Raw genomic sequence first — 21,705 nt, 5'->3', positions numbered from 1 at the left:
ATGTCATGAACCCGGAAACTCAGCTTTTCTTTTTTCCAAAAATGCAGTAGTACCTTCGGTAAAATCATCTGTTCCAAAACAGTCACCAAAAGCCTCAATTTCCTGCTCATAACCATTTACAGTATTCTTAAAACCAGCATTTACCGCTTTTATTGCATGAGCAATGGCTACAGAGGAATTATTGGTGATCTTTGCTATTATCTTATGGCATAGCGGTAATAGTTCTTCTTGTGTAGTTACATGGTTTACAAGCCCGTAAGCTTTAGCTTGATCGGCAGAGATCATACCCGCGGTCATGATCATTTCCATTGCCCTACCTTTACCCACCAATTGAGGCAAACGTTGCGTACCACCGTACCCAGGTATTAATCCTAAAGAAACTTCTGGCAGTCCCATTTTGGCATTATCACTGGCCACTCTAAAATGGCAAGCCATTGCTAGCTCTAATCCGCCGCCTAGAGCAAAACCGTTGACCGCAGCAATTACAGGTGTAGATAAGCCTTCAACAAAATCAAATAATTGTTTTTGACCTTTGGCCGCCAATTTTTTTCCTTCTTTAACATCGAATTCTGCAAATTCAGAAATATCGGCACCCGCTACAAATGCTTTTTCACCGCTACCGGTCAAAATTATGGCTTTGACATCCTTATCTTTTTGCAAATCTTTGAAAGCATCATGTAACTCCCCAATGGTCTCCTTATTTAAAGCATTCAATTTTTTAGGGCGATTAATAGTTACAATTGCCGTTGTTGCTTCTTTTTCAATTAATATTGTTTCGTATGCCATTGTTATTAAGTTGTTGAATTATACATTTTCTTTAGGGAATTTTACACAGAACACCGTACCCTTACCTAATTGCGAAGTAAACTTAATGGTGCCTTTATACGTTTCCACTATATTTTTAACCATGCCAAGACCTAGGCCCATACCACTGGTTTTAGTAGTAAATTTTGGTTCAAATATTTTGTCTTCATTATCTTTCTCTATACCATGACCATTATCTGCCACAGATAATTTTACCATATTACCCTCAGATGCTACCGTTACCAATACTCTTGGAGATTCTACATCTGGCACTGCCTGTATAGCATTTTTCACCAAATTAGTAACCACTCTAATAAGTTGGGTACGATCCAATTTCGCAATAATTTCCTCTTCATCGGCAATAAAATGAATATAGTCTTCATTAAATATATCCAAAGCTAATTTCACGATTTTAACCACATTCAATGTCTCATTTTGCTGTGCAGGCATTTCTGCAAAATTTGAAAATGCAGATGCTATACTGCTCATGGTATCTATTTGCTGAATTAAAGTATTGGAGTATTCTTTTACTTTTTGATGTATATCTGGATCATTGGGATCAAACTTTCGTTCAAAACTCTGCACGCTCAGTCGCATAGGCGTAAGTGGGTTCTTAATTTCATGTGCCACTTGCTTGGCCATTTCGCGCCATGCCTGTTCACGTTCGCTACGAGCCAATTTAACCGCACTTTGACCCAATTCATCAATCATTCCATTATACGCAGAAATCAGTTTTTCTATCTCTTCACCCGGATTATCCAAATAAATTTTCTTGTTCTGTTTACTTAGCTCGGTTTTTCCCATCATGGTTGAAATGGTCTCCAGTGAGCGGGTTATATATTTCGAAATAAAAAAAGCAAAAGATATTGCCATTAGTAGCATTAGCAGATAAACCCCAGATAAACGAAACAAAAATTCTTTCAACTCATAATCGTTAAACGAATTATCTTCAAAATACGGCAAGTTTAAAATACCAATTGGTTTAAACTTTTGATCCGCTATATAGGTGAATGAAGCTTGATACTTATCTCCAGCCAAAGCATTTTCCATGACATAACGTTTATTGGGACTTATTTCTAGCTTATTAAGTACCTCAGCATCTAGGCACATAGAAATAGAATCATTGGCAAACTTGGGCCTAGAACTCTTAATTAGCTCGCCTTCCAAACTATAGATATTAAAGTTCATGTTTTGAACAACGGCAATCTCATAGATTTCATTTTTAAAAATTAAATCTAGATTTTCCGTGGTAACCGGATACGTTGTTTTCTGAATGGCAAGGTCTATACTTTGACGTATTTGTTCCTCTTTACGCTCCATTCTATTTTCATGATAATCCTTTGATTGTTCGCGATATTGATACACAGTAACACCCGCAATCAACACAGATGCAATCAGCACCAAAAAAATCATGGATAAGAAAATGCGCGACCGTAAAGATACCCTTGTTAACAAGCTTTCGTTATTTCGTTTAAAGTTAGCAAATATCGCACCAAAATGCACAAATTACGCTGTTGAACCTACTTTCATAAGATAAAAGCATTTATTTAAGAGCAGCTATCTTATTAAATGCGTAGCCCATTTTACAAAAACTACATCACTACTACTCAAATTATCAAATAGGAGCACACAAAATACATTTTGTTAATTTTGAAAGTAATTTCTTATATTTAATTACGTTAACTCTTAGTATACCTATAAAGGTCCCATATGATTTTCAATACTTTTTCTAAAAATCTTGCCTTTATATTATTGGTTCTATCCTCTTTGAATGCGTATACCCAAAATTTAGAACCTCTAAAATTTCATCATATTCAAGACGGCATGTCACAAAGCTCTTCTACTGTGCTATTAGAAGACAAGTATGGTTTTATCTGGGTAGGTACACGTAACGGATTAAACAAATACGATGGTAAAGATTTTGAAATTTTCACAAAGAGTTCCGATGGCAAAACAGGGCTTAGTCATGAATATATAGTTGAGCTTTACGAAGACGATGAAAATTTATTGATAGGTACCAACCAAGGCTTAAACGTATTCAACCGCAGTTTAAATATCGTAGCACCTTTTCCTTTTAAAAATGAAGGTCTACAAATTAAAGACCACAGTTTTCAATCTGTTAAAAGAATAAATGGAAGTTTATGGCTGGGCACAGAATCTTCTGGTGTTTATAAATACGATGAAAATACCGGAAACCTCAAGCATTTGCCAGTAAATAATAACTTGGATATTGCGAACCCAAGAATAAACAGAATTATCAAAATTGCGCAATTGGATGATAATAGAGTGCTCATTATTTCTTCATACAATATCATTGTCACCAATAATGATTTAGAAATTCTAAACGAGGTTCAAGAAATAGAAAACATAATTTCTACCATTGTCCTAGACGACAATACGTTATTACTTGGAACAAATAATGGTTCACTAATTCGCCTAAAAGTTAGTCTTACATCCGAAATTGAAAAGGAAAAAAAACCGGTTAGTCCCGGATTTGGCATTCGTTCACTAGCTAAAAATTTAAATAACGACTTTTGGATAGGCACTGAAAACAATGGGCTATATATATACTCTAACGAGCTTGAGTTTAAAAAACATTTAGAGTATAATGTTTCTAAACCCAGCTCAATTTCCGGAAACTCCATTTGGTCGCTATTATGTACCCGAAATGGCGTTATGTGGGTAGCACCCTATAAAAGTGGTCTCAATTTTTATGATCCTGAGTATTTTAAGTTCAAACATATCAATACAGATCCGTTTAACTCCAAATCGTTAAGCAACAAATTGGTCAATTGTTTTATTGAAGACCCTAAAGGCAATCTATGGATCGGTACAGATGGTGGAGGGCTCAATTATTGGAAAAGGACCTCCGATTCCTTTGAACATTATGCATTAAAGAACAAAACGTTGAATTCTGATGTTGTGCTATCTATACTACAGAATAAAGAAGATGAATTGTGGCTTGGCACTTGGACCAATGGAATTACCATATTCAATACCAAAACCAAGAAATACAAGGAACTCAATACAGAAAACTCGTTTTTAAACTCGAACATTATAGTCGATTTTTTAAAAGATAAAAGAGGGCGCATTTGGATTATAAACTATTTTGCAGGAGTGCAGGTATTTGACGCTGAAACCAATACTCATAAAAACATTAAACTAATATCGGATATAGATGGTGCTGAAGTAAAATCAATTTATCAAATCTTTGAAGACAAGGAAGCTCATATATGGATTGGAACTTTAAATTCGGGACTGTTTAAATTAACTAAAAACGAAAATCACTGGATAAGCAAACATTATAGTACAAGCAATTCCTTGAGTAATAATTTTGTCAATACCATTATTCAAGATAGCGAAGGCACTATATGGGTAGGTACCCAAGGTGGCTTGAACAAATATAATTATGAAAGCGACTCGTTTAAACCAATAACCGAAATAGACGGTCTTAGAAACGATGCTATTAAGGGTATTATTGATGACACTTATAACCACTTATGGTTAAGTACAGAAAACGGAGTTACGAGATATGACACTTGCTCGGGCGATTTTTTAAATTATGATGTTGACGAAGGTCTACAAGCCAAAGAATTTATTGCAAGTTCTACATTAACCACTAGTAAGGGGGAATATGTATTTGGTGGCATAAACGGATTTAACATTTTCACAGCCAAAGATGTTGAAAAACGAAAAGACACCCTTACTCTTTTTGTATCAGGATTAAAGATTTTTAATAAACCTGTTCTACCTAATGATGAGTTTGGAGTATTGAAAAAAAATGTGAGTCAAGTAGATACGTTGATATTTAGTTATGACCAATCTGTTATTAATATTGACTTTAAGGCACTCACTTTTAGACATCCTGAAAGTGTCAATTATGCTTTTTATTTGGAGGGATTTGAAAAAGAATGGAATTATGTTGGTAACAAACCTACCGCAACCTATACCAATCTAAACCCTGGTAATTACACATTAAAAATAAAATCTACCAATTCAGATGGTATTTGGACAGCTAATGAAATAAGCAAAACCCTTATAATAACTCCTCCATATTGGCAAACATGGTGGTTTAAACTACTGATGGTTTTCTTATTGCTAATGTTATTTTATGTTGCACATTATATTAAACTAAGAACCATCAAAAAAAACCAACGAAGGTTGGAATTAAAAGTTGCCGAGCGAACTAATGAATTACAATGCCAAAAAAATAAGCTTGTAAAAGCTGCAGACCATTTAGAAACAATGAATCAAGAAATACAGCGATTTACTTTCGCAGTATCCCATGATTTAAAGAGTCCGTTGAGCAATATTAAAGGGCTTGCAAGTCTCATACCTACCGAGATGCCCATTGAAGAACATCCACTTGTTGAAGAGTATTTAAACTTGATAGATATTTCTTGCAATAACATGAACGAGTTGATTTCTGATATTACTGAAATTGCCAGGTTAGGAAAAATAGAAAATAGGAACGAGTTACTGAAAACCAATGAAATTTTAAATTTATCAAGAGATCTAATTAAAAGTAAACTTGGCAAGAAAAACATAAACCTTACTATAGCTAATGATTTACCGCCCATTTATGGGGATCGTAATAGAATTATTCAAGTCTTTGGCAACTTTTTAGATAATGCCGTTAAATACATGGGAGACCAACCAAATCCTAAAATAATCGTAGATTATGAAGAGCATGATAAAACCAATAGTTTTCTAGTACACGACAACGGTTCAGGTCTAAGCAAAACTGATTTAAAAAAATTGTTTACTCCTTTTGAGCGTTTTCACCAAAATGAAGAAGGTACGGGTCTTGGTCTTTATATGATCAAAAAAATAGCCATATCACATGGTGGTTCCATTACCGCAGAGTCAAAAGGAAAAGGAAAAGGAACCACATTTAAGCTCATACTACCAAAAGCAAAAATTGCTGCAAAACAAGTCAAAAAGAATCTTACTTCTTAAGGTGAAGAAACTAATCATCAACACGTGTATTAATTTACCTTCAATTGGTAATGAACAAAAGTAAACCGTTATTCTTTCATGAACTTGATCAACGGATCAATAAAACTTTCAAACTTCTCAATATGTGGTAAGTGACCAATATTTTCGATTTCAACTAATTGAGCGTTTTTAATTTTCTGTTTTGTTGTTTTTCCCAACGTATCATATAAACCCATAGTTTTTCTTACCTCTTCAGAAACCAATGGTTTGCCAAGTGCCGTACGATCTCTTGTTCCAATTATCAAAAGTGTAGGAACTTTAATCTTTTCAAATTCATACACTACAGGTTGAGTAAAAATCATGTCATAAGTAAGAGCGGCATTCCACGCAATTCTTTTATAATCAGAATTTAAAGTCCACCCGGCTAATAAATTAACCCATTGATCGTAATCTTCTTTCCACTTATTATCATAATAATTTACCAATTGGTAATTTTTAATGCCTTCATAGCTTTTTTTAAGCTCATTGGCATACCACCAGTCAACTGGTTTATAAGGTACTTTTAATTTCCAATCTTCAAGTCCTATAGGGTTTTCCAAAACTAATTTCTCTGTTGTTTCCGGGTACATTAATGCAAATCTAGTTGCTAGCATACCACCCATAGAATGTCCTAAAATTACCGTTTTATCTATGTTTAAAGTATCTAATAACTCTTTTGTATTACGTGCCAATTGTTGAAAAGTATAATGAAAATGTAGAGGTTTGGTAGACTTTCCAAAACCTATTTGATCAGGTACTATAACTCGGTACCCTTCTTTTGTCAATGCTTTTATGGTTGTCTCCCAATACGCTCCATTAAAATTCTTGCCATGTAAAAGGACAATGTTTTTTCCATTATACTGACTAGGTTTTACATCCATATAGGACATTTGTAAATCTTGACCTTGAACCTTTAAGTTTAAAACCGAAACTTCATAAGGATATTCATAATTGGATAGTTCAATATCTAGCCATTTTAAGTTGTCTGTTTGTGCTTTAGAGAACTGTACAAAGAGAATTACAAACCCTACTACCATTAAATTTCTCATATACTTCTTTAAAGTCAAAGATCTGCAATAAATCTATGGGGACGTGTTAAAATCAATTATACTAATATTAAAAAAAGTTAATGTGATGGCTCTATGCATTTGGATTCTTACTTCTAATTCTTTTGTACAGTCGTATACCTAACATTAAAAGGATACCCAAAACGATAATACCTATTACTCCGAAAATCCAATTAAAAGAACTCTTTAAAATCACCAAGAATACAATGGCGAACAAAATCAACGTAGCACCTTCATTCCATATTCGCATAAATTTAGAAGTATACTGAATATCATCGCGTTGAAACTTCTTGAAGATTTGATGGTTTTTTAAGTGATATAAAATCAATAGGACCACAAAACCTAATTTAACATGCATCCAAGGCTGGGTTAACCATCCTGGATAAATGACCAGCAACCAAATAGCAAAGAACACTGCCAATACCGCCGATGGCCATGTAATAATATACCATAAGCGTTTGGTCATCAACTTCAACTGTTTGGAAAGAATCTCTTTTTCAGGTGATGGTTTAGCATTCGCCTCAATGTGGTAAATGAATAACCTAGGTATATAAAAAAGCCCTGCAAACCATGTGATGACAAAGATGAGATGCAAGGACTTTATATAATTGTAATATTCTGACATAGGATTATAAAAACAAACTCAAGTATAAGAGGCAATTTCAAGAGCAAGAAACAAGTTCAAATGCAAAACATAAATCACTTTTCTCTTTTTTGGTCTTATAGAAGTTCAAAGTTAGTAAAAGTCGATTGAATGTATTTTATAATCTTATTGCCCCAATTCCTGCATCCCACAGGGTTTTATTATAAGCAGGTATTGCCGTATTCTTTAATTGAGTTCCCCTAGCTTTTAGACCCGTCCATTGCGCGTCTAACTCAGTCTTTCTATCTATACTAGACTTATTCAACCTGGGGATACTGCTATTGGTCTGGTTGATCATGAACAGGTATTCAGCCGTAAATTTATTAGGGAAGTTCTCCACATCATCATAAGCTTGGGATTTACGTTGCACCATTTCAGCATCCCAGGCCTTCATATCGGTCAGTAGTTTTTCACCGGCAGTTTTCACCATTGGATCCGTTACTTTCTTTAAAATCGCAGTCAACTCTTTTTGAGCAGCATATAATTGATTGACCATATTGTGCATTACGGTCAATTCTGCTTCGGCAGCGGTCATAAATACATCGAACTCTTCGTATTGCCCAGGTTTTGTTTCATAGGTAGGCAATTCTTTTATAATGCCCGTAGTAGTCACTTTTTCACCATCAACATTTAACGTAAACGTGTAGCTACCAGGAGAAACCTTATGACCTGAAAACCCAGCTTCAATATAGACATCTGGTATACCTGGCATGATAGGATGTTTCATATCCCAAACAAAACGGTTTAAACCTTCATTTTTACTTAAAACCGGTGCCGGTGGAGCACCACCACCATTATGAGGCTTATAAGTAGGATCTTTCTCTGAACTAATGGTTCTGATTATTTTTCCCTTAGCATCTGTGATTTCCAAAGTTATAGCCGTACTATCTTTTAATTTTGGAAGCTCATAATACAATACCACCCCATTTGCAGGGTTGACACCTTCAAAAGGATCACTGCCCGTAAATTTTGAAGAATTACCATTTAAAGGACTGCCCCAAGAACCGTTATAGGCTTCTTTTGGCTTCAGTATCTGAAGTCCTTTTTTAGATGGCTGATATTGACCTAAGGCAATGATATCATCCAAAATCCAAAACGAGCGTCCAGAAGTAGCCACTACTAAATCTCCCTGATGAACTTTTAAATCGGTAATAGGGGTTTTTGGCAAATTCAATTGAAAAGGCTCCCAAGATTTACCTCCGTTCCATGATGCATACATTCCTTTTTCGGTACCTGCATATAACAGGTCTTTCTTAAACTCATCTTCACGAACTACGCGGGTAAATGAGCCGTACGGAATCCCTGAGTTTATTGCCGTCCATGTTTTGCCATAATCGGTTGTTTTATAAAAGCCAGGCGTGTAGTCATTAAACTTATACCTTGTGGTAGCAATATAAGCCGTAGCAGGATCATGCGGAGAAACTTCAATGGCATTGATCAAACATTCCTTTAAACCTTTAGGGGTAACGTTCTCCCAAGTTTCGCCACCGTTTTTGGTCAAATGCACCAATCCATCATCACTTCCGGTCCAGATATATCCTTTTTCATGTGGAGACTCCAAGATATATGCCAACGTACCGTAATTTTCCGCACCAACAGCTTCATTGGTGTACGGACCTCCACCATTTCCTTGTTTTGCATCGATATCACGCGTAAGGTCTGGTGAAATAATATCCCAGGTTTTACCCATATCCGTAGTTTTAAAAACATATTGGGCACCATGGTAAAAAGTTCCAGGTTCATGTACCGAAGCTATAATTGGGGCATTCCAATTGAACAAGTATTTCATATCTCTAGCCTCGCGACCTAAATACTGAATAGGCGCTTGCATAATTTGGGTAGCCGATTTTGACACCATATCCATTACCTCAACAGTACCTAAATATTGACCCCCCATAACATACCTTGGGTTATCTGGGTCAAATGCCAAAAAGGCACTTTCACCACCGGCAGAATCGGTCCAATCCCTTGTTGTAATGCTACCGCTACCTATAGACAAACTTGCAATTTTTACAGAAGTATTATCCTGTTGACCACCATAAATATTATACGGAAATAGATTGTCTACACTAATTCTATAAAACTGTGCTGTTGGCATATTGTTCTGTGTAGACCACGTTTTAGCATAATCAAAGGAAACAGATGCGCCACCGTCATCTGCCAATATCATATTTTTAGAGTTATTAGGGTTGATCCACAAATCGTGAGTATCGCCATGTGCAATATCTAGATCCTCCCAGGTTTTTCCACCATCTTCAGATCGTAAAGCAGGAGCACTCAATACATAAACGGTATCTTCATCATTAGGGTCTACAAATACCTCTATGTAATACCATGCACGCTGCACCAAACGATTATCGCCACTGACCATACTCCAAGATTCCCCGGCATCATTTGAAACGAACAGACCACCTTTATCCGCATTGGAATCACTTTCAATCAATGCATATACCTTATCGGAATTAGACGGACTAACGGCAATAGCCATTTTCCCTTTTTCCTCAGGTAATCCTTTATGTATTTTTTGCCATGTTTCACCTGCATCGGTAGATTTATAAAGTCCACTACCGGGTCCGCCACTTACCACCATATTGGGCATACGTTGATGTTCCCACATGGCAGCATACATAATTTCTGGATAATTGGCATCCAAAGACAGTTCAGAAGCACCGGTTAAGTTGTTTACGAACAACGTATTTTTCCACGTTTTTCCTCCATCTGTAGACTTATAGATTCCACGTTCAGCATTGCCTTCAAAAAGGGCTCCTTGTGCGGCAACATAAACAATATCTGGATTTGTAGGATGAATGATAATTCGTGAAATATGCTGGGTTTTTTCAAGTCCCATTTTCTTCCATGTTTTTCCGGCATCCGTAGATTTAAATACACCGTCTCCGTAAGATGTCATCACCCCACGTGGCGCATGTTCACCCATACCAACATATACAATATTAGGGTTAGACGCCGATACCGAAACAGCACCAACGGAACCCATTTCAAAATATCCGTCAGAAATATTTTCCCAACGTTGCCCTGCAGATTCGGTTTTCCAAACTCCGCCACCTGTCGTACCCATATAATACGTCATGGGGTCACCAATAACGCCCGTAGCAGTTACCGATCGCCCACCCCTGAACGGACCAATATTTCTAAATTTTAAAGGTTCAAAATAATCATTGGCAGTTTGTGCAAAAGTTATGGTGGTTGCCAGTACCGTTACAAAGTAAAGTAATTGTTTTTTCATGTGTGGCTGTTAGGTTTTATCTGAAAAGTAAAAACCTCCCTAAAAAATAGAGAGGTTTATGTTGATGGATTTTTACTTTCCGTCTTCAATAAACAAATAGTTCAAGTTCAATTCATTAAACTCTTTATTGAATTCTTTGAGTTCTGATGATATTACTTCATTAAAAATCTGAAGTTCTTTATTGATTTTGGCTGTCAGTTCATTCTTTACGGCGATGTCTTGCTCTGTGGGCGGGAAATCATCTATTGAGACCAAACTGTTTAAATGACCTAATTTGTTAGTGAGCTTGATAGGGAAGTTTAAGGGATCTTGTCTACTTCTATTTTTAGTCTGATATAGCGCCTTCTCTACCTCACCAAGTTTCTCTTTCATCACTTTTGCCTTTTCGATCAAATCCTTGGTTCTAGTGTCATCTTTATACTGCTCCGTAAATGAATTCAGTTGCTTGGTAACATCTCTAATCTTCTTTATAGATTGATGCGCATTTTCAATGGTAGTGTTGATATCGGTAATAAAATCGAATTGCTGTTGCATTTCTGCCACTGAACTTTCCGCTCTTGGGTCTGGCAAAATGGTAAACGTTTCGCTACTATTGCTGCCGTTTACGTTCAAATGAATTTTATAATCACCAGGCACTGCTTTTGCCCCGTCAAAACTAGCCCACCAGAAAATCATACCTTCCAATTTGGTAGCTCCTTTACCTCGCGTATCCCAAACAAAAGTATTCCCGCCTTTCTTAACTTCAAGTTTTTTCGCTTCGACTCCGCTCAGCGACCCATCTTTCTTCAAATGATTTTTATATATCGCCAAGGTATCACCTGCCATACTGGTATAGGTCAACTGAACCGTATCTTTCTCTGAATAATTCTTAAGTAAAAAATGCGTAATTACACCGTTCTCCAAATTCTGTCCTGATGTTTTGGATGGCTTTTTAGCTGCCATACCCTTAGTTCTATAAGAATCCTTTGGCTTGAACAATACAGTACTTGCACTTTTCTTAGATTCATCTAACTGATGTAAAACAGTAAGATCATCAATAATCCATAGACTTCTACCTTGTGTAGCTACTATTAGGTTATCATCTTTGATTGTTAAATCCGTAATTGGCACAATTGGCAAATTCATTTGAAAAGAAGACCAGCTAATCCCATCGTTGAACGAAACATACATACCGGTTTCTGTACCGGCATATAACAAACCTTTCTTTTTAGGATCTTCACGAAGCACCCTTGTGAAATGTTCAGCAGGTATACCGTTCGTTATTTTTGACCATGTTTTACCATAGTCCGTTGTTTTATAAAGGTAGGGTTGAAAATCGCCCAGCTTATATCTCGTTGCCGCAACATAGCAGGTACCCTCATCAAAATTAGATGGCTCAATACTATTGATCATATTCCACTCTGGCATATTCGGCGGAGTAACATTTTCCCACGTTGCACCGGCATCTTTAGAAACATGTATTAATCCATCATCACTACCTACCCAAAGCAAACCTTCTTTTAAAGGACTCTCGTTTGCCGTAAAAATGGTACAGTAATATTCAACACTGGTATTATCTTGAGTAATAGGACCGCCACTTGAACCTAATTTTGTAGGGTCATTTCTTGTAAGGTCACCACTTATAACTTCCCAGCTTTGACCTTCATTTTCCGTTACATGCACATAATTGGAGAAGGTATATAGTTTCTTAGGATTATGTCTACTGAACAGAATAGGGAAATTCCATTGAAAACGGTACTTCATTGCTTCTGCTCCGGCTCCCATAGGATTGTCCGGCCATACATTGACTCCTCTTACAGAACCCGTTTCATGATTAACACGAGTTAGAAATCCGTCATAACTACCACCGTATACAATATCATCATTGGTTGGGTCTACGGCAATCCATGCAGACTCACCTCCTGCAGTTTCCTCCCAGTTGTTATCATCAATAGTACGACCATCACTTCTATGCTCTATCCGCAAGGTTGAATTATCTTGTTGTGCCACATAAATTCTATACGGGAAAGAATTGTCCGTAGTGACCCTATAAAATTGAGCTGTGGGCTGATTGTAGTAGGTACTCCACGTTTCTCCGCCATCATAGGAAATTTGTGCACCACCATCATCTCCAATGATCATACGTTGAGAATTTTCAGGAGAAATCCACAGATCATGGTGATCCCCATGCGGAGCATTGAAGGTATTGAACGTTTTACCACCATCGGTAGACTTATGGTAGTTTACATTCAGCACATAAACAACATCTTCATCTTGAGTATCGGCATACACTCTAGTGTAATACCATGCGCGCTGACGAATTTTACGTTCTTCATTTACAAGAGACCATGTTTTACCTCCATTTTCTGAACGATATAATCCACCTTTATCTTTGTTTTCAACAATTGCCCAAACTTTTTCCGAGTTTTTTGGTGAAACAGCTACTCCTATAATACCTAAAGTATCGGTAGGAAAACCATCATTCTTGGAAATCTCTGTCCAGGTCTCACCACTATCCATACTTTTCCAAAGTGCAGAACCATCGCCACCACTAATTAAACTGTAAGGCGTACGTTGTGCATGCCATGTAGATGCATATAATATTCTTGGGTTGTTAGGATCAAAAGTCAGATCTACCGCACCGGCCTGTTCGTTTACAAAAAGTACTTGTTTCCAATTTTTTCCACCATCGGTACTTTTATATATACCACGGTCTTTTGTTGGTTTATAAATATCACCAAGCACAGCAGCATAAACTGTATTATAATCTGTAGGGTGCACGCGAAGACGAGGTACGTGCCTGCTTTTTTCCAATCCGGCGGTAGCCCATGTTTTACCGCCATCCTCGGTTTTCCACACTCCGTAACCAGAAGATACATTACCTCTTAAGGTTTTTTCACCACCACCAACATAAATGACATTAGGGTCGCTTTTAGCAACTTCTACGGCACCAATACTTCCACCAAAATATCCATCGGAAATATTATCCCAAGTACGGCCGCCATCCAGTGTTTTCCATACTCCGCCACCAGCTGCGCCAAAGTAAAACAAATTGGGTTCCCCGGGTACTCCAGTTACTGCTGCAGAACGGCCACCACGAAACGGACCTATTAATCTATAATCTAAACTAGAATATAATTCCTCTGGGTAGGTCGGTAAAGTACTTTGTGATTTGTTTCTTCTTTGAGATAGTACCGATAACGGCAATAGCAAACATGCCAGCAAGAGTATGCCAGCATTGGTAAGGTGCTTTTTCATTTTGATAGTTTGAAGTTAGTCTTCTCTAAAATTAAACAATTAGTTGAGCAAATGTTGATTTTAAGATTTTATTAGCATTTCTAGAACAGGATTATTATCAAAATGAAAATTTACTAGGCATTTACAAATTCAATCTTCAAAAAGAAGGGTAACTATTCCTATTTAAATAATTAAGTATTCCCAGAAAGTAAAAAAAATCAGTTCTATAACATTAACAATAAAATATGCGAGCAATTAAAGTATTCTTATATTTAGAGCAACAAACTAACAATTATGAAATTTAAAACACTATTATTTTCGGCATCGTTAATTGCCATTCTATTCAACGGATTGACAATAAATACGGTTAATGCCCAAACCAATGATTTTCTTTACGGAGACCAATTACCAGATGCACCAGAACTAAGTGCCAGAGGGGAATATAAGGTAGGTGTAAAGACGGTAAACCTTGTTAACCCCAACCAAGTAGATATTTTAAATTCAAAAGAAGGTAACGACCCAACGTATGACAGACCAATTACGATGGAAGTTTGGTATCCCGCCAATGTAGGCGACGATGCTAAAACCGTTGTATATGATGAAGTCATGGGGACTAGGGGAGATTCGTTAAGACCTTTAACTCCATTTACCTTTAAGGGACGCGCATACAGAGATGCCACACCAAAGACCGGAAATAAATTTCCTTTGGTTGTTGTTTCTCACGGTTATGTTGGCTCTAGATACTTAATGACCTATTTAACCGAAAACCTCGCATCTAAAGGGTATATCGTTGCCGCCATAGATCATACCGATTCTACTTTCAAAGACGCCAATGCATTTCAAAGCACATTATTGAATAGACCAAAGGATATTCGTTTTGTAATCAATGAAATGGAAAAAATGGGTGCAAAAGGCTCTAAAAATAATTTAGAAGGTGTAGTAGACGCTAACAATACCGCAATTATAGGGTACTCCATGGGAGGCTACGGCGTATTAAATGTTGGCGGGGCCGGTTATAGCGCTGGTCTGGCACAATTCTTTACAGGAATGACCGGTGGCAGCACTGCAATCTCAGTACATACAGCCGGAAATGCTGCATACGAAAAAATGACCGATGCTAGAATTAAGGCAATCGTAGCATTTGCACCATGGGGAATGGAACGTGGTGTTTGGGATACCGAAGGATTAAAAGGATTAAAAACCCCTACTTTCTTTATTGCCGGCAGCCAAGATGATATCTCTGGTTATGAAAAGGGAATTAAAGCCATATACGAGGGTGCAGTAAATACCGACCGTTATTTGCTTACCTATATGAATGCAAGACATAATGTAGCCCCTAACCCACCACCAGCAGAAGCTTTGGCACCAGGTCTACATATAGATGAATATTACAGATACGCAGAGCCATCTTGGGATCAGCGCAAAATGAATAATATAAATCAGCATTTTGTAACTGCCTTCATAGGTAAGCATTTAAAAAACCAAGACAACACCAAGTTTTTAGAAGTTCAGGAAGATTCCAACGAAAAAGACTGGACAGGTTTTAAACCTAGGTCATCTACCGGAATGGAGTTGTTACATGCACAACCTGCAAACTAACCTAATTTCTCAATTTAGCTGCTTTAGGAACTTCTTCCTTTAGCAGCTTCATATATGTGTTTTGATTGGAAATCAACTCTTTCAATTTCCATACCAATAGAAATATGGCAACCGCAATTAATTGTGATAAAATAAAAATCATATTCGTATTCTTTAGCGTTTCTAACGCTACTTACGGAATAATCTGAAAAAGGTTTACTACCTTATTAAAATACCCGTAATCGAGTATTTTAACATATTTGAATATCAGATAGTTTTGGCATTAATCGACATTATCGTTTAATCTAAAATTATTATGAGAAACTTCTTAATCCTTTTAACTGTCTTCGCAAGTGAAATAGCACTTAGCCAAAACTACGTAGGGTATGATACCGATAACTACAGTGGGATTCATGCAATATTAAACAACCCAGGCGCTCTTGCTGATTCCAGAACAAAATCGGAAGTAAGTGTACTTTCTGTAGGAAGCATATTGGCAACAGATTACGCTAACCTAACCTTAAATAACCTTAATAAAATTCTTGGTGATGACGGCTTTGAGGGTTTTGAAAAATTTCCTTCTAACAAAAATGAAATTGTTTTTAATGCTGAAATTTTAGGTCCTTCATTTATTTTTTCATTGAATGAAAAAAGTAGTGTTGGATTAATTTCAAGATTAAGAATAGAGAGTAATTTCAATAATGTAAATGGGGAATTATTTGAGGGTATCTATGAAGGCTTTCCAGCTAACAATTTTAATTTTCAACAAGAAAATTTAGATTTTACAACACATGCCTGGGCAGAAATAGGAATTTCATATGGTAGAGTATTATTCAGTAACACCCACAACCTTTTTAAAGGTGGCACAACCATAAAATATCTTATTGGCGGAGGAACAGTACAAGGCATATCAAACTCGTTGGCTGGAAATTACGACAACACAAATAATCAAGTAGCATTAACAGGTGATTTTACTTACGCTATTAGCTATAGTGACGAACAAGACTCAGTCGATTACTTTAATGAGCTTTCATCGGGGATAGGTGCCGATTTTGGTTTTGTGTACGAATACAGGTCTAATTCATCGATAGCAGATTCCAATGCTAATAATCCAAGAGGTTTTAACCAATACAAGCTTAAAATTGGGTTATCAATTATAGATATTGGTAGTATTGCCCACGACAACGGTCAAATTACAGACTACATTATAAATGGAAACGTAAGTGCCCAAGAACTAGAGGAAGATTTTATAGAAACATTAGACAATAATGCATCACAGAACAAATACAATGAAAGCTTTAAAGTATCACTACCTACCTCTATGCATTTAAATATTGATTATAATCTTCACAACAAGTTTTATTTAAACCTAAATGTAAATCAAAATTTAGTAGAAAAAAATGCCTATTTCAATAACAACCGTATAAACCTTATCACCTTTACACCTAGATATGAAACACGCATTTTTGGTGCGTACCTACCGGTTTCTACCGGTAACTTAGGAAAAACAGCTTTAGGTGCCGGTATTAGACTAGGCCCTTTGTTCGTTGGTTCAGGCACTATTTTCAGTAACATTTCCAAACAGGCAAACTTAGCAAATGTCTATGTTGGTCTTAAAATATCCAAATTCCATAAAAGAAAAATTAAAACCTCTCAATTATGAACAAATCATTAATATGCATCTTTCTGTTAAGTATTACTTTAGCTTGCTCTTCACCAGATGACGGCAATTATGTTGAGCCTTTAAAAGAAGACACAGAAGAGTCCATAGAAACGCCAACGGAACCATCTACTCCAGAAACGCCAAGTGGAGCTGAACTTTTATTCAATGGTACAGCTATAATGGAGACCAATGATGCAAAAACTCCTTACGTATTATTTAATCAAAACGGTGCAATAGCTACGACAATAGACCAAGATTTAGACGGTGTATTTGAACAAATAATCTTATCAGATGGCGAAAACAGTACTATTATAGAAATAAACTCGGAAACAGGTTTACCATCAAAGATGTATACATCTGAAAATGTATTGGTCATGTATAATTTTAAAGATGAAAACACCAATCTTGATATTGCAATTATGCAAGTAAACCAGGAGACTGTATTTATAGAAGATATTGATGTTTCTGACACGTCATTTACCAACAAGTCTATACTAACAAAAAAAGAAGCGGACTGTTCAAAGTTACAAACTCCATTACTTTCAATGGCAAACGGTAAAACCTGGGCTTTAGATAGCTGGTGTAAAATAAAGGAAGATAACCATATTAAGTTTCAAGCTTTAAACTTAACCGCCAAAGAATGCAACGATATTTATAGAGATATGTTCCCGTGTTGTAATCTATCTGTTCTTGAAGATGCGTATTGCACCCAACTTTCAAATCAGTCACTTGTACTACCTGAAATAACAGCGCTAGCATCTTGTGCTACAGATGGTAACATTAGTGACTGTATTAATTCTAGCATTATGGATATTCAAAGTTTAATAAGCAAGGCAGAAACTTTAAAATCACAGATTGGAGCAGATGTGATTTTACAAGCAGAACAGGTTCTTTTAGACGTTATAGATGAAAATCTTGGAGGAAACGATGAACTTATTGGGGTATGGAATTTTGCTAAGTACGAAGAATTGTCTGAAGATGACTTAGAAATTGTAGAACTTAATATAGAATACTGTGATGATGTACCTAATGAAAATTCTTGTTCCACGATAACAGAGTTAACTTTAGAGTTTAAACTAGATGGAACATTTGTTAGCTCATTAACTGAGTTGGATAAGCAACAAGGACTGGAAGGGCCCGCCGATACCATTGTAGAAATAGAAAGCGGAAATTGGAGTTATGATACTTCAACAAACACCCTGGTATTAGTGGCACAGTCTTACGAATATTTAGAAAACGGTGTGATTGTAGAGCAAAACATCTACCCAAATGGAGAAATTATTTCTATTGAACGCTTTACCGTTACCAATACGGAGTTAACCATAATATTTGATGAAGAAGATAACAATGGTGATGGTATTGTGGAAGAAAGTTATACTGAATATTATGTCAAGGATTAACAATTAATAAAAAAATCTTATTTTGTAGAGACAAACGCTTATAAATGAAACAACTAGGCACCATCATATTTATAGTATTTCTGGCTATTGATTTAAATGCACAAGGTTTTCAACAAGATATAGTAACCGAAGATATAGATGAACTCTGTTTTGGCTATCAAAGTGAAATGGCCGACCCAGAAGCTGAACTAATTGTAAATCAAATGATGGCACAAATGCAATTAAAGAAAGTGTTTAAGCTAAGAAAATGTGCCAAGATAAACAATGCAATAGCAACAATAGAGCAAGATAAAAGCGGCAATTCACAGCCGTATATACTTTACGATCCAAAATGGTTAAATAGCATGGATAAATCATCCAAAACAGATTGGGCCTCAATTGGCGTTTTGGCACATGAAGTGGGCCATTTTTTACTATACCATGCATTAAACAAAAAAGGCAGTAATCCAAGATGGGAAATTGATGCTGATCGTTTTGCTGGCAAAACTATGGCTATGATGGGAAGCACTTTAGAAGAAGCTCAAAGTATGTTCGATAATTATACGCTTATAGAAGACAGTAGAACACACCCTGGAAAAGCCAAACGCCTTGAAGCTGTAAAAACCGGTTGGATGAACGTTAATAATCCTACTAAAAACATTGTTTTAAATGAAAACACTTCGGATCGGGATATAAACCCAGAACTTATATTTACCCGCTATTTTAAAAGTATGGGAGGTCTTAAAAATATGGGGCAGGTAAAACAGATTCAGTTTAAAGAAGTAATCACCGAAAAAATTGGAACTAGGCTAGGGCAAAAACCAAAGGAATATGCATATGAATATGAGCTTAGTTCTAACAAAACAAGAGTCATTTCTAGAAATTTTAGTGATCCGGAAGAATATCTAATTGTGAATAGCGACTCTCTTTCCTATAAGTATTTAGACGAAGAAAAATGGAATCAAGGAGCTCCAAAAATAGGTACAACAGCAAATCAAGATACCTATGATTTTAAACAAAAAATAAGACCTAGTATATTTTATTATTTTGATGATTTTTCATGGATATCAAATCCTGAAATAACAGATTATAGAAGACGAAAAATTATTAATGATGAAGAGTGTTTTACCATTGAGTTCCCTCAAGTAACTACTGAAATTGGTAATTTAAATAAACGAGGGAAACGTATTATTTTGACCAAAAGACACTATTATAGTACTTACACAGGGTTATTGAACGCAATTGAAGAAACAGAAAAAATATCGTTCTATAAGCGTGGTCAAATAAAATCATCTTTGACTAGAAAAACAGAATCAATCATAAATGAATATCAAACCGTAGAGCAAATTTTACTTCCATATAAAATTAAGAAAACCATAACCATTTTAGAAAGTGATCTTCCTAAAGAAGATAGAACCATTTACCAAGAAAGAGAATTATCTAATATTAAATTGATTACTACTCCCCTAAAATAGAAAGAGAAATTTAAATACTCTTATATTTTTCAGTCACTATAACAGGCTGACCAACAGGAAATAATCAATAAAATACCCATTAAAAGGTATTTTCTACTATTTAAATCAAGTCTATATTTGATTTAATCGGTAAAATCACAATTTATTCGATGAAATCAAATCAAAATTATAATATGGATTAATTTCTTTTAATACTTTTAAAAAATCCCCCACGTAATAAAAAACCACCAAACCAACCGCAACAAAATGAGAATCAATCCATTACAGATTATTCTATTTATATTAATAATACCAGTCAGTATTTATTCTCAAATAGGTCATGGGTTTAGTTTTGACAATTATACTGGAATCTATGGATCAGTAACCAATCCTGCAAATACTGCTCAATCAAAATATAGGTGGCACATAAATGCAATCTCATACAATCAACTGGGCATTGCAGATTTTGGTACCATTGATTACTTCAATATTGAGGGTAACCCAAATGGATTTAACGGAGTAAATTTTGAAGAACATAATAGTAATTCATTGAACTCAAATTTTATGGTTTCAGATTCTGACGTAATGTTGCCATCTATTTTATATAATATTAACGATAATCATGCAGTAGGGTTAATTATCAGATCAAGAAATTTTTCTGATTTTTTTAATTTCAACGGTCAATTATTAGCCGATTTAAACAATGGTTTTGAAGATACAGAAGGGGGCGAATTCAATTCCGTTTTCAAAAATACCACTCAGCAATGGAAAGAAATTGGATTAAACTATGCATTTGTTTTATTAAACTCAAATTATCATTTTATTAAAATTGGAGGTACCGCAAAATATTTAATGGGAAACAAAGCCGTTGAAGCAAGAGGTACGTTAGCTGGCAATTATACCATAGGTAATATTGGAGAAGTAAATTTTAATTCTATAGACCTATCATATTTAAATACCACCGGAGAGAGTAATCAACAGAACAATCCAGAAAAATTTTATTCTAATGCATTCGGGAATTTTGAGAATAATGGTTCTGGTTACGGTGGTGACATTGGCTTTGTTTATGAATGGCGACCAAGAGAAACCAACCGCGTAGATGTAAGAAGTAACGCAGGAGCTGTAAACACATACAAACTAAAAATAAGCGCTTCTATTCTGGATATTGGGAGTATAAAATATAAATCAAGTATAGAAAAAGATAGTTTATTTTCTAATGCTCCAACTTCCATTGAAAAAAATGAGATTACTGATAATGGATTAGTGGAAGCCATAAAACAAAAATCTGATGTCACTTCAAACCTGAAACAGGGCGAAGTCACTTTTGCACTGCCCCGCTCTTTAAATATAGGTGTAGATTATATACTATTCAATAATAAAAACTACTATATAAATCTTAATTACATAAAATCTTTAACCAAACAAGAAGACCTATTTACCAATTCTAGACTAGACCTTATTACACTTACGCCAAGATACGAAACTCAAAAATTTAGTGTGTATTTACCAATTACTTATGAACAAAATTCAAGTGATGTTTCTGCAGGTATTGGTGTCCGCTTTGGACCAATTACAATTGGATCCGCCGCATTGAGCAATTTGATTATGGATGGCAAAGTGAAGCATTTGTATTTTGGGCTTAACCTACCGTTGTTTCAAGATGTTTTTAGATAAAAGTTA

13 protein-coding genes are annotated in these 21,705 nt (G+C 35.7%); 6 read left to right on the top strand and 7 right to left on the bottom strand.

The features are described from left to right. Positions 1-3 precede the first annotated feature (3 nt). Positions 4-786, bottom strand: coding sequence for an enoyl-CoA hydratase/isomerase family protein (locus YQ22_RS09150; protein WP_071340952.1), 783 nt, complete (start codon positions 784-786; stop codon positions 4-6). A gap of 18 nt (positions 787-804) precedes the next feature. Further along, the gene (locus tag YQ22_RS09145; protein ID WP_058104423.1) at positions 805-2,217 is read right to left on the bottom strand and encodes a sensor histidine kinase; all 1,413 of its coding nucleotides are present in this window, start codon (positions 2,215-2,217) and stop codon (positions 805-807) included. Positions 2,218-2,514: 297 nt separating this feature from the next. Between YQ22_RS09145 and YQ22_RS09140 the strand changes: the two genes are divergently transcribed. Continuing rightward, positions 2,515-5,763 carry a ligand-binding sensor domain-containing protein gene (locus YQ22_RS09140; RefSeq protein ID WP_071340951.1) on the top strand — a complete coding sequence of 1,083 codons (3,249 nt, stop codon included), beginning with the start codon at positions 2,515-2,517 and terminating at the stop codon, positions 5,761-5,763. A gap of 68 nt (positions 5,764-5,831) precedes the next feature. Here YQ22_RS09140 and YQ22_RS09135 read toward each other — a convergent pair whose 3' ends face one another. The 4 genes from YQ22_RS09135 to YQ22_RS09120 all read right to left on the bottom strand — a co-directional run bounded on the left by YQ22_RS09135 (position 5,832) and on the right by YQ22_RS09120 (position 13,972). After that, positions 5,832-6,830, bottom strand: a complete 999-nt coding sequence (locus YQ22_RS09135) for an alpha/beta fold hydrolase (RefSeq protein WP_071340950.1) — start codon at positions 6,828-6,830, stop codon at positions 5,832-5,834. A gap of 91 nt (positions 6,831-6,921) precedes the next feature. Further along, entirely contained in the window at positions 6,922-7,473 is a 552-nt protein-coding gene (locus YQ22_RS09130; RefSeq protein ID WP_071340949.1) for a CopD family protein, read from the bottom strand. A gap of 136 nt (positions 7,474-7,609) precedes the next feature. Beyond that, entirely contained in the window at positions 7,610-10,735 is a 3,126-nt protein-coding gene (locus YQ22_RS09125; RefSeq protein WP_071340948.1) for a VPS10 domain-containing protein, read from the bottom strand. A gap of 72 nt (positions 10,736-10,807) precedes the next feature. Next, a complete protein-coding gene (locus tag YQ22_RS09120) occupies positions 10,808-13,972 on the bottom strand; it encodes a WD40/YVTN/BNR-like repeat-containing protein (protein WP_071340947.1) in 3,165 nt (1,054 codons plus the stop codon). A gap of 273 nt (positions 13,973-14,245) precedes the next feature. On the opposite strand from YQ22_RS09120, the gene YQ22_RS09115 reads away from it, so the two are divergent. Continuing rightward, positions 14,246-15,550 carry an alpha/beta hydrolase family protein gene (locus YQ22_RS09115; RefSeq protein WP_071340946.1) on the top strand — a complete coding sequence of 435 codons (1,305 nt, stop codon included), beginning with the start codon at positions 14,246-14,248 and terminating at the stop codon, positions 15,548-15,550. A gap of 1 nt (position 15,551) precedes the next feature. Here YQ22_RS09115 and YQ22_RS19095 read toward each other — a convergent pair whose 3' ends face one another. Beyond that, positions 15,552-15,692 carry a hypothetical protein gene (locus tag YQ22_RS19095; protein WP_156894553.1) on the bottom strand — a complete coding sequence of 47 codons (141 nt, stop codon included), beginning with the start codon at positions 15,690-15,692 and terminating at the stop codon, positions 15,552-15,554. Positions 15,693-15,845: 153 nt separating this feature from the next. Between YQ22_RS19095 and YQ22_RS09110 the strand changes: the two genes are divergently transcribed. The 4 genes from YQ22_RS09110 (at position 15,846) to YQ22_RS09095 (ending at position 21,699) form a co-directional block, all read left to right on the top strand. Then, the gene (locus YQ22_RS09110; protein WP_071340945.1) at positions 15,846-17,192 is read left to right on the top strand and encodes a DUF5723 family protein; all 1,347 of its coding nucleotides are present in this window, start codon (positions 15,846-15,848) and stop codon (positions 17,190-17,192) included. Then, entirely contained in the window at positions 17,189-18,592 is a 1,404-nt protein-coding gene (locus YQ22_RS09105) for a hypothetical protein (protein ID WP_071340944.1), read from the top strand. The genes YQ22_RS09110 and YQ22_RS09105 overlap by 4 nt, the downstream gene beginning before the upstream one ends. Positions 18,593-18,636: 44 nt before the next feature. Next, positions 18,637-20,046, top strand: coding sequence for a DUF620 domain-containing protein (locus YQ22_RS09100; protein WP_071340943.1), 1,410 nt, complete (start codon positions 18,637-18,639; stop codon positions 20,044-20,046). Between the two features lie 246 nt (positions 20,047-20,292). Further along, positions 20,293-21,699, top strand: a complete 1,407-nt coding sequence (locus YQ22_RS09095) for a DUF5723 family protein (RefSeq protein ID WP_071340942.1) — start codon at positions 20,293-20,295, stop codon at positions 21,697-21,699. Positions 21,700-21,705 lie beyond the last annotated feature (6 nt).

This window comes from Maribacter sp. 1_2014MBL_MicDiv (assembly GCF_001865655.1).
In the GTDB taxonomy this organism is placed as follows: Bacteria; Bacteroidota; Bacteroidia; order Flavobacteriales; family Flavobacteriaceae; genus Maribacter; species Maribacter dokdonensis.
The sequence above is the reverse complement of the archived record's forward strand: the minus strand, read 5'-3'. Positions and strand labels throughout refer to the sequence as shown.

Bases quoted from the DNA above. Each gene is read 5' to 3' on its own strand.
- YQ22_RS09150 (WP_071340952.1), bottom strand. From the start codon at position 786: ATGGCATACGAAACAATATTAATTGAAAAAGAAGCAACAACGGCAATT.
- YQ22_RS09145 (WP_058104423.1), bottom strand. From the start codon at position 2,217: ATGATTTTTTTGGTGCTGATTGCATCTGTGTTGATTGCGGGTGTTACT.
- YQ22_RS09140 (WP_071340951.1), top strand. From the start codon at position 2,515: ATGATTTTCAATACTTTTTCTAAAAATCTTGCCTTTATATTATTGGTT.
- YQ22_RS09135 (WP_071340950.1), bottom strand. From the start codon at position 6,830: ATGAGAAATTTAATGGTAGTAGGGTTTGTAATTCTCTTTGTACAGTTC.
- YQ22_RS09130 (WP_071340949.1), bottom strand. From the start codon at position 7,473: ATGTCAGAATATTACAATTATATAAAGTCCTTGCATCTCATCTTTGTC.
- YQ22_RS09125 (WP_071340948.1), bottom strand. From the start codon at position 10,735: ATGAAAAAACAATTACTTTACTTTGTAACGGTACTGGCAACCACCATA.
- YQ22_RS09120 (WP_071340947.1), bottom strand. From the start codon at position 13,972: ATGAAAAAGCACCTTACCAATGCTGGCATACTCTTGCTGGCATGTTTG.
- YQ22_RS09115 (WP_071340946.1), top strand. From the start codon at position 14,246: ATGAAATTTAAAACACTATTATTTTCGGCATCGTTAATTGCCATTCTA.
- YQ22_RS19095 (WP_156894553.1), bottom strand. From the start codon at position 15,692: ATGATTTTTATTTTATCACAATTAATTGCGGTTGCCATATTTCTATTG.
- YQ22_RS09110 (WP_071340945.1), top strand. From the start codon at position 15,846: ATGAGAAACTTCTTAATCCTTTTAACTGTCTTCGCAAGTGAAATAGCA.
- YQ22_RS09105 (WP_071340944.1), top strand. From the start codon at position 17,189: ATGAACAAATCATTAATATGCATCTTTCTGTTAAGTATTACTTTAGCT.
- YQ22_RS09100 (WP_071340943.1), top strand. From the start codon at position 18,637: ATGAAACAACTAGGCACCATCATATTTATAGTATTTCTGGCTATTGAT.
- YQ22_RS09095 (WP_071340942.1), top strand. From the start codon at position 20,293: ATGAGAATCAATCCATTACAGATTATTCTATTTATATTAATAATACCA.